A 9491-nucleotide genomic window follows, 5' to 3' on the forward strand; every position below is an offset into this window, starting at 1 on the left:
GAAGCGGCCGTATCGAGATCCCCGTCCGCCGGGCTTCCGGTGCACGGCCGTCTCGAGATCCACCGCACGCCCACCGCCGCGCTCGGCGGGCGCCCATCGGGGGGTGGGATGCTGAGCGGATGCCCGCCGCCGGAACGACGCCCCCCTCCTCCCTCGACCGGGTGCGCGTGCGCGGCGCCCGCGAGAACAACCTGAAGGACGTGGACGTCGACCTCCCGCGCGACGCGCTCGTCGCGTTCACCGGCGTCTCCGGCTCGGGCAAGAGCTCGCTCGCGTTCGGCACCCTCTACGCGGAGGCGCAGCGCCGCTACTTCGAGTCGGTCGCGCCCTACGCCCGCCGGCTGATCGACCAGGTCGGCGTGCCCGACGTCGACTCGATCGAGGGACTCCCGCCGGCCGTCGCCCTGCCTCAGCGCCGCTCCGCGGGCTCGGCCCGCTCCACCCTCGGCAGCGCCACCACCCTCTCGAGCGTGGTGCGCATGGTCTTCTCGCGCGTCGGCACCTACCCCGAGGGCGCCCCGATGCTCCTCGCGGAGGACTTCTCGGCCAACACCGTGCAGGGCGCGTGCCCGACCTGCCACGGCATCGGCCGCGTCTACGACGTGCCCGACGAGCTGATGGTGCCCGACGACTCGCTGAGCATCCGCGACGGCGCCCTCGCCGCGTGGCCCACCGCCTGGCACGGCAAGCAGCTGCGCGACAGCCTCATCTCGCTCGGGCACGACATCGACGTGCCGTGGCGGACGCTGCCCGAGGATGCGCGCGACTGGATCCTGCACACCGACGAGTCGCCGCAGGTCCCGATCTTCACCGACCGCTCGCCGGCCGATGTGCGGAAGGCCGTCGCGGCGGGACTCGAGCCGCGCTACATGAGCACGTTCCTCGGAGTGCGGCGCTACGTCCTCGACACCTTCGCCGGCTCCAAGAGCGCCCGGATGCGCGAGCGCGCGGCGACGTTCCTCGTCAGCGTCGCCTGCGGCACCTGCCACGGCCGCAAGCTGAAGCCCGAGGCGCTCGCCGTCACTTTCGAGGGCCACGACATCACCGAGCTCGCCGCGCTCCCGCTCGAGGAGCTCCAGGTGCTCCTCGGGCGCGTGCTCGAGCCCGACTGGACCCCCCTCGGTGCCGCCTCCCCCGCTCCCGAGACCCGGCTGGCCGCGCAGCGCCTGGTCGGCGACCTGATCGCCCGCCTCGCTCCGATCGTCGACCTCGGCCTCGGCTACCTCTCCCTCGACCGGTCGACGCCGACCCTCTCCTCCGGCGAGCTGCAGCGGATGCGGCTGGCCACCCAGGTGCTCTCGCGGCTGTTCGGGGTCGTGTTCGTCCTCGACGAGCCGTCGGCGGGCCTGCACCCGGCCGACACGGAGGCGCTGCTCGGCATCCTCCGCACGCTCCGCACCACGGGCAACACGGTCTTCTTCGTCGAGCACTCCCTCGACGTCGTGCGCGAGGCCGACTGGATCGTCGACATCGGTCCGGCGGCCGGCACCGAGGGCGGCTCCGTCGTCTACTCGGGCGAGCTCGACGGGCTGCGGCACGTCTCCGACTCGGCGACGCGGCGGTACCTCTTCCCGGAGCCCGACTCCGTCCCTCCGCTGCGAGAGCGTCGCCGCTCGACGCAGAGCATCGAGCTGAGCGGAGTGACGCGCAACACCCTCCGCGACCTCGCGGTGTCGTTCCCGGTGGGTGCCCTGACGGCGGTCACGGGGGTGTCCGGATCGGGCAAGTCCACGCTGGTGAACCAGGCGCTCCCGGATCTGCTGCGCGCGAGCCTGCACGCCGACCTCGCCGAGGACACCTCTCCCGATGACGATCGCGGGGGAGCGGATCCGCTGCTCGGCCCCGCGGAGGACGTCACGCTCGGCCGGGCGCGGGGACCGGCGGAGCGTCTGCGCCGGGTGGTCCAGGTGAGCCAGACGCCCATCGGGCGCACCTCGCGCTCGAACGTCGCCACCTACACCGGTCTGTTCGACCGCGTGCGGGCGCTCTTCGCCGCGACCCCGGAGGCGAAGCGCCGCCGCTACTCCGCGAGCCGCTTCTCCTTCAACCTGCCCAGCGGCCGCTGCCCGGTCTGCAAGGGCGAGGGGACCATGGAGGTGGAGCTGCTGTTCCTGCCGACGGTGGAGGCGCCGTGCACCGAGTGCGGCGGGACGCGGTACAACGCCGAGACCCTGGAGGTGACGCTCGACGGGCGCTCGATCGCCGACGTGCTCGCGTTGAGCGTCACTGCGGCCCGGGAGGCGTTCGCGGAGGAGCCGGAGGTCGCGCGGCACCTCGACGCGCTGGTGGACGTCGGGCTCGGCTACGTCTCGCTGGGCCAGCCGGCGCCGGAGCTCTCGGGTGGCGAAGCGCAGCGGGTGAAGCTCGCCTCGGAGCTGCGCCGCGCCCAGAGGGGCGACACCCTCTACCTGCTCGACGAGCCCACGTCCGGCCTGCATCCGGCCGACGCCGACCGGCTGCTGACGCACCTGCAGCACCTCGTCGACGCGGGCAACACGGTGATCGTCGTCGAGCACGACATGCGGATCGTCGCCGACGCCGATCACGTCATCGATCTCGGTCCGGGCGCGGGGCGGGCCGGCGGGACGATCGTCGCGACGGGCGCGCCCGAGGAGGTCTCCCGGGCGGAGGGCAGCCGCACGGCGCCGTACCTCCGGGCGGCTCTGGAGAAGCGCGGAGCCTGACCACGCGGGTCTCGACACGCCCCTGCGGGGCCACTCGACCAGCGGTGGGCGGCCTCTTGCGGATCGAGTAGCCCGCGCGGCGGGCGTATCGAGATCCACCCTCACCGCCGCGCACCCTTCGAGCCCGCTCAGCCCGCCCGCCGAAACCTCACCGAAAAGTAATTGTTAACGGTAACATTCGGCACATCCCCGTCCACGGCGCCCCCCGACGCCCGGACGACGATCTCAACGACGAGAGGCACCACGAATGACGACCAGACGACGGACCCCGATCGCAGTCGCGGCGGTGATGGCGCTCGCGGCAGGACTCCTGTCGGTCGGAGCGCCCGCGAACGCCGCTCCGAGCACCTCGCTCGATGCGAAGAAGGTGCTCGAACTGCCCTTCGACGGCAGCCTGACCGACACCAGCGGCCGCAGCACCCCCACGGGCATGCAGAAGGGCACCGCGAGCTACGCCCCCGGACTCTCCGGCCAGGCCTTCTCCTTCACCGGCTCCAACGCCGTGAGCCTGGGCACCTCGGCCGCCCTCCAGCCCGCCGACCTCACCGTCTCGTTCTGGTACAACCCGAGCGTCGCGATGACCGGCGAGCAGGTCTTCACCTGGAACAAGACGGCCTACAACTCCGACGGCTGGTACCTCACCTCCGAGGGCGACGGCACTCCGCTCGCGCTCTCGATCGGCCCCTCGAGCGGTCAGCCGTACAAGGTCGCGGTCGAGTCCTCGCGCGCCGCCTTCTTCCCCACGAACACGTGGACCCACGTCGTCGCCACCTACGACAAGGCCACCATGCAGGTCGCCTTCTACCGCAACGGCGTCAAGCAGCCCAGCGCGGTCAAGACCGCGCCCTCCGCCGCGGCGTCCGGGGTCCTCGGCTCCGAGGGCACGTCGACGAAGACCATCGGCTTCAACGGCCCGCAGTACAACGGCGCGCACCTGCGCGGCCTGCTCGACGAGTACGTCCTCTACAACGGAGTCGCGACCACGACCGACGTCGTGACCCTCACCAAGGCGGGGAACCCCTCCTTCGACGCCGCGGCGGTCGCGAAGAGCGACCTCGACGCGGTCGCCCTGCCCTCGAGCACCGTCCTCGACTTCCCTGTGCCGACCACCGGAGCCAAGGGCTCCACGTTCTCGTGGACCTCCTCCGACCCCGCGCGGATCGCGATCGACGGCGGCAACGCAGCCGTCACTCCTCCCACCGGCTCCACCCCCTCCTCCGTGACCCTCACCGGCTCCGCGAGCTACGGTGGCAGCGTGCCGGTGACGAAGACCTTCACGGTCCAGGTCCTCCCCGAGGGTCTCGAGAGCTCGATCTACCTGCTCGAGGCCGGTCTCTCCGACGTCGACGTCGAGGACCCGTACCTCGAGAACGGCGAGAAGCAGACCGTCGAGTACCTGCTCAGCCTCGACCCCGAGCGCTTCCTCTACTCCTTCTACCGCGAGGCGGGCCTCGCCCCCACGACGACCGGCGGGTACGGCGGATGGGAGCGCGACACGAACGTCCGCTTCCAGGGCCACTTCTTCGGCCACTACGTCTCGGCGCTCTCGCAGGCCTACTCGACCGCCGAGGACCCGACCACGAAGGCGTCCCTGCTCGCCAAGCTGACCGCCTCGGTGGACGGCCTCAAGAGGGTCCAGGACGCGTACGCGCTCAAGGACCCGACCAACGCGGGCTACGTCTCGCCGTTCCCCGTGTCGTACCTCCCCTCGGGAGCCGACGGACTGCTCGTGCCGTTCTACAACCTGCACAAGGTCCTCGCGGGCCTCCTCGACGCCCAGAAGTACGCGCCCCGCGACGTGTCGGCCAAGGCCCTCACGGTCGCCGACGGCTTCGGCACCTGGATCCGCAATTGGGGCGGCCGTCAGGCCGACCCGACGCTGCTCCTGCGCACCGAGTACGGCGGAATGAACGAGGCGCTCTACAAGCTCTTCGAGATCACCGGCAAGTCCGAGCACAAGCGCGCCGCCGAGTACTTCGACGAGCGGGCCCTGTTCGAGCGCCTCGCGAACAACGAGGACGTGCTCAACGGACTCCACGCGAACACGACGATCCCCAAGCTGATCGGCGCGCTCAAGCGCTACACGGTGTTCACCGACGACCCGGCTCTGTACGCCACGCTGACCGACGCCGAGAAGGCGGACCTCGGCATGTACCGCCGAGCGGCCGAGAACTTCTTCCGCATGGTCGACGAGACGCACACCTACGCCAACGGCGGCAACAGCGAGTCCGAGCACTTCCACGCTCCCGGCACGCTCTACCAGTACGCGACGAGCGGCCGCACCACCGGATACGGCGAGAACTCGACGTCCGAGGGCTGCAACATCTACAACATGCTGAAGCTCTCCCGGGCGCTGTTCCAGGTGACGAAGGACGTGAAGTACGCCGACTTCTACGAGGACGCGTACATCAACGGCATCCTCGCCTCGCAGAACCCCGACACCGGCATGGTCACCTACTTCCAGCCGCAGACCGCCGGCTACGCCAAGATCTTCGGCAAGGAGCAGGACGAGTTCTGGTGCGACCACGGATCGGGCATCGAGAGCTTCACGAAGCTCGGCGACTCGATCTACTTCGAGGGCGAGAACACGGTCTACGTGAACATGTTCCGCTCCTCGGTGCTGAAGTCCGCGGCGTCGAACCTGAGGCTCACGCAGACGGCCGACATCCCGAACGGCGACACCGCGACGTTCACCGTCGCCGGTCTCGACGGCGGCGCCGTCGCGTCGGGCGCCACGGTCCGCCTCCGCATCCCCGCCTGGGTCGACGGAGCGCCGACCCTCACGGTGAACGGAGCGCCGCGCAGCATCGCGACGATCACCGAGGTCGGCTACGTCGTCGTCCCCGTCGCGGCCGGTGACACCCTCACCTGGAAGCTCCCGGCGAAGGTCACGGTCTCGGCCGAGACCGAGAACGCGAACTTCGCGGCCTTCAAGTACGGTCCCGTGCTGCTCGCGACCGAGCTGAACCGGAACAACGTCGAGGCGTCCTACCCGGCGGGCGTGCTCGTGCAGATGGGCGTCGCCGACAAGACGGTGAACTCCACCGTGACCGTCGCCGACTCGAACGCCTGGAAGGCGGGCATCCGCGAGAACCTGGTGCGTCTGCCCGACGGAGCGAACAACAACGGCGTGCAGACGATGCGGTTCGGCATGAAGAACGTCGACGCCGCCTCGGCGGCCCGCGTCTTCGAGCCGTACTACAGCCTCCACGACGCCCGGTACGCGACGTACCTCACGCTGATCGCCCCCGACTCCCCGGAGGCGCAGGCGCTGATCCTCAAGGAGAAGCAGCAGCTGCGCACCGACGAGACGACGATCGACTCGCTCACCTCGTTCGACAACAACAACAGCGAGGCCGACAAGAACTACAAGTACAACCGCTCGAGCGTCGGGACCTGGCGGGGAGAGGGCTACCGTGACGGCGAGCGCTCGCCCGAGGCGTGGTTCCAGTACGACATGATCGTCGACCCGACGCTGCCGAAGAACTATCTCGGCGTCCGCTACTACGGCGGCGACGCGGGACGCACGTTCGACGTCCTCCTCAACGGCGTGAAGCTCAAGACCGAGGTGGTCTCGGGTGCGGCCGGATCGACGAACTGGTACATCCAGTACGACGAGATCCCGAAGGCGGTCCTCGACGGGATCGTCGCGAAGGACAGCTACAAGCGCGACCAGACCGGCAACTACGTGCTCGACGCGAAGGGCCAGAAGGTGCCGGTCGTGACCGTGCGCTTCCAGGGCATCAGCACGACCAGCAACGTCGGCGGCGTCTTCGGCGTCTACACGACCGAGTCGACCTCGTTCGGCACGAACGCCGAGCTCGCGAAGATGACGTCGGACGTCGGGACCCTCGCTCCGGCGCTGGCGACCGGCGTGCGCGACTACACGCTCACGGTGCCGGCCTCGACGACGAGCGTCTCGCTCGACCTCGACCCGGCCGTCGCGAGCGGACTGGTCCGCGTGGACGGCGTGCTGATCGACGACACCGAGCTGCGCACCGTGCGCCTGGCCGCGACGGGGACCACGAACGTCGTGATCACCTCCGCCGCCCAGGACCACACGACGACGGCGACCTACCGCCTGGCCGTCGTGAAGGCGGCCGCCCCGGCGCTGAAGACCACCGTGACCACGTCGTCGCGCTGCGTCACCGGCAAGGTCGTGCTGACGGTGACCGCTCGGAACGACTCGAGCGTCACGACGGGCCTGACCATCGGCTCGCCGTTCGGATCGAAGGCCTTCACCGGCGTCGCTCCGGGCAAGACGGTGACGCACGCGTTCACGACGCGCGCGACGTCGATCGCCGCGGGCTCCGTGACGGTCACGGCGACCGGCACGGTGAACGGCTCGCCCGTCACCGCGGCGACGCCGGCGACGTACACCGCGCGCACCTGCTGAGCGCACTCGGCTGAGTGACGGCGGCCGCCGGGGGACCTCCTCCGGCGGCCGCCGTTCTCGTGCGGGAAGCGTTACCGAACCGTTACCGGATCGGGGCCCGCGCGACCAAACCAGTGGTACCCGGTGAACGAGCAGGTCAGGGGCGAAAACTGCCCTTATGAACGAGACAGCGGGACCCGTGCGCCAGAGGCGATTCCTCCTGCTCGCCGCCTTAGCGGGGGTGGTCACCGCCGGTGTCCTCCTCGCGGTCGCCGAGCTGATCGCCCTCGCCGTCGCCCGGACGGCCAGCCCCGTCCTCGCCCTCGGCTCCTTCATCGTCGACATCGTGCCGCGGCCCCTCAAGGAGTTCGCGATCACGACGTTCGGCGAGAACGACAAGGTCTTCCTGCTCGCCGGGATCGGGGTGGCGGTGCTCGTCGCCGCCGCGCTCGCCGGAGTGCTGCAGCTGATCCGGCCGCCGCTCGGGCAGATCGTCCTCGTGCTGGCCGGCGTCCTCTCGATCGCCGCGATCGTCACGCGCGCCGGAGCGACTCCGCTGTCGGCCGTGCCGACCCTCGTCGGCCTCGTCGTCGCCGTGGTCGTGCTGCACCTGCTCACCTCGCGCCTGCGCCGCTGGCGCGCGGCCCGGGCCGCGGAGGCGCAGGGGCGCGTGCCCGCCCACTCGGCCGGTCTCGAGCGCCGCGGCTTCCTCCGGGTGTCGCTCATCGCCGCGGTCGGAGCGATCGTCGTCGGCGCCGGAGCCCGCGTCGTCAGCGCCGCCACCTCCACCATCGCCGGGGTGCGCGAGGCGCTGCGCCTGCCGAGCCCGCGGACCGCACTCACGGTGCCCGCCGGCGCCGAGCTCGACATCGACGGGATCACGCCGCTCTTCACCCCCAACGCCGACTTCTACCGCGTCGACACGGCGCTGACCGTCCCGAGCATCGACCCGTCGACCTGGACCCTCACCATCACCGGCATGGTCGACCAGGACGTCGTGATGTCGTTCCAGGACCTGCTCGACATGGGCCTGGACGAGTACGGAGTGACCCTGACCTGCGTCTCGAACGAGGTCGGCGGCGGCCTGGTCGGCAACGCGAAGTGGCTCGGAGTCCCGATCCGCGACGTGCTCGCCCGCGCCGGCGTGCAGTCCGGAGCCGACATGGTCCTCTCGCGCAGCGTCGACGGCTACACCGCGAGCACGCCCCTCGAGGCCCTCACCGACGACGGGCTCGACGCGATCCTCGCGGTCGCCATGAACGGCGAGCCCCTGCCGCTCGAGCACGGCTTCCCGGTGCGGATGGTCGTGCCCGGCCTGTACGGCTACGTCTCGGCGACGAAGTGGCTGACCGAGCTGAAGGTGACCACCTTCGCCGCCGATGAGGCCTACTGGACCCCGCGCGGCTACTCCGCCGAGGCCCCGATCAAGATGTCGGCGCGCATCGACACCCCCCGCATCGACGCCGCGATCCCGGCCGGCCCGACGAAGATCGCCGGCATGGCCTGGGCGCAGACCGTCGGCATCGAGAAGGTCGAGGTGAGCATCGACAACGGCGACTGGCAGCCCGCGACGCTGTCGACCCCGGTCAACACCGACACCTGGGTGCAGTGGTACGTCGACTGGCAGGCCGAGTCCGGCTCGCACTACGTCGCCGTCCGCGCGACGGACGCGAACGGCACCCTCCAGATCGAGGAGCGCGCCCCCATCGCCCCCAACGGCTCGTCCGGCTGGCAGCGCACCCTCGTCCGCGTCACCTGACCCCGTCTCCCTGCTGGTCGAGTAGCCCCGCAGGGGCGTATCGAGACCCCCGTTCTCCGACCTTCCGGTCGAGGTGGATCTCGATACGGCTGTTGCGCGGCCTACTCGATCAGCGGGGGTCGGGCGTCCCGCCCTGCCTGCTGGTCGAGTAGCCCCGGAGGGGCGTATCGAGACCCGCGTGCGTCAGCGGTCCGGGTCCGCCGTTTCGGCGGACTCGGCCTCCGCTGAACGGAACACCTTCTTCGACGCCGCTCGCAGCGCGACGTAGTCGCCGCGCATCAGGGCCTCGCGCTTGGCGCGGCTCCAGTTCTGGATGCGCTTCTCCCACCAGAACGCGTCGGCGATGCTCTCGAACTCCTGATGCCAGAGCAGCACGATCGGAAGTCGCCTGCTCGTGTACAGGGCGCCCTTCCCCATCATGTGCGCGTCGACGCGGCTGTGCAGTGAGCGCGTGCTGCCGACGTAGTAGCTGCCGTCGCCGCAGCGGAGGATGTAGACGAAGGCCATGCGGGAGAGGGTGCCCGTCGTGTGCGGTCGGATGAGGGCGTCGTCCGAGATCCGGGGGAGAACGGCCAGTAGGAACGTGGTGTGGAGGCCGCACCTGCGGGCGGTGGGGGATCTCGATACGCCCGCGGTGCGGGCTACTCGATCAGCGGGGAGTGCTTGCTGGTCG

At 70.6% G+C, this 9491-nt stretch carries 4 protein-coding genes; 3 read left to right on the forward strand and 1 reads right to left on the reverse strand.

Annotated features, from left to right (window positions below; translation table 11 throughout):
• The first annotated feature begins 119 nt into the window (after positions 1-119).
• From ASF46_RS01575 to ASF46_RS01585, 3 genes are all read left to right on the forward strand, one after another.
• Positions 120-2684, forward strand: coding sequence for an excinuclease ABC subunit UvrA (locus tag ASF46_RS01575; protein ID WP_056866142.1), 2565 nt, complete (start codon positions 120-122; stop codon positions 2682-2684).
• Positions 2685-2931: 247 nt separating this feature from the next.
• A complete protein-coding gene (locus tag ASF46_RS01580) occupies positions 2932-7080 on the forward strand; it encodes a beta-L-arabinofuranosidase domain-containing protein (protein WP_056866143.1) in 4149 nt (1382 codons plus the stop codon).
• A 157-nt stretch (positions 7081-7237) separates the two neighbouring features.
• Entirely contained in the window at positions 7238-8818 is a 1581-nt protein-coding gene (locus tag ASF46_RS01585) for a molybdopterin-dependent oxidoreductase (RefSeq protein ID WP_056866144.1), read from the forward strand.
• 183 nt (positions 8819-9001) lie between these two features.
• Here the strand turns inward: ASF46_RS01585 and ASF46_RS01590 are convergent, their stop codons facing one another.
• Positions 9002-9325 (reverse strand): GIY-YIG nuclease family protein, encoded by a 324-nt coding sequence (locus ASF46_RS01590; protein WP_056866145.1) that lies wholly within the window; start codon positions 9323-9325, stop codon positions 9002-9004.
• Positions 9326-9491: the final 166 nt, after the last annotated feature.

Source organism: Rathayibacter sp. Leaf296 (assembly GCF_001423045.1).
Classification (GTDB): Bacteria; Actinomycetota; Actinomycetes; order Actinomycetales; family Microbacteriaceae; genus Rathayibacter; species Rathayibacter caricis.

Excerpts from the sequence above, each read along its gene's own strand:
- ASF46_RS01590 (WP_056866145.1), bottom strand. The coding sequence starts at position 9,325 with ATGGCCTTCGTCTACATCCTCCGCTGCGGCGACGGCAGCTACTACGTC.
- ASF46_RS01575 (WP_056866142.1), top strand. The coding sequence starts at position 120 with ATGCCCGCCGCCGGAACGACGCCCCCCTCCTCCCTCGACCGGGTGCGC.
- ASF46_RS01580 (WP_056866143.1), top strand. The coding sequence starts at position 2,932 with ATGACGACCAGACGACGGACCCCGATCGCAGTCGCGGCGGTGATGGCG.
- ASF46_RS01585 (WP_056866144.1), top strand. The coding sequence starts at position 7,238 with ATGAACGAGACAGCGGGACCCGTGCGCCAGAGGCGATTCCTCCTGCTC.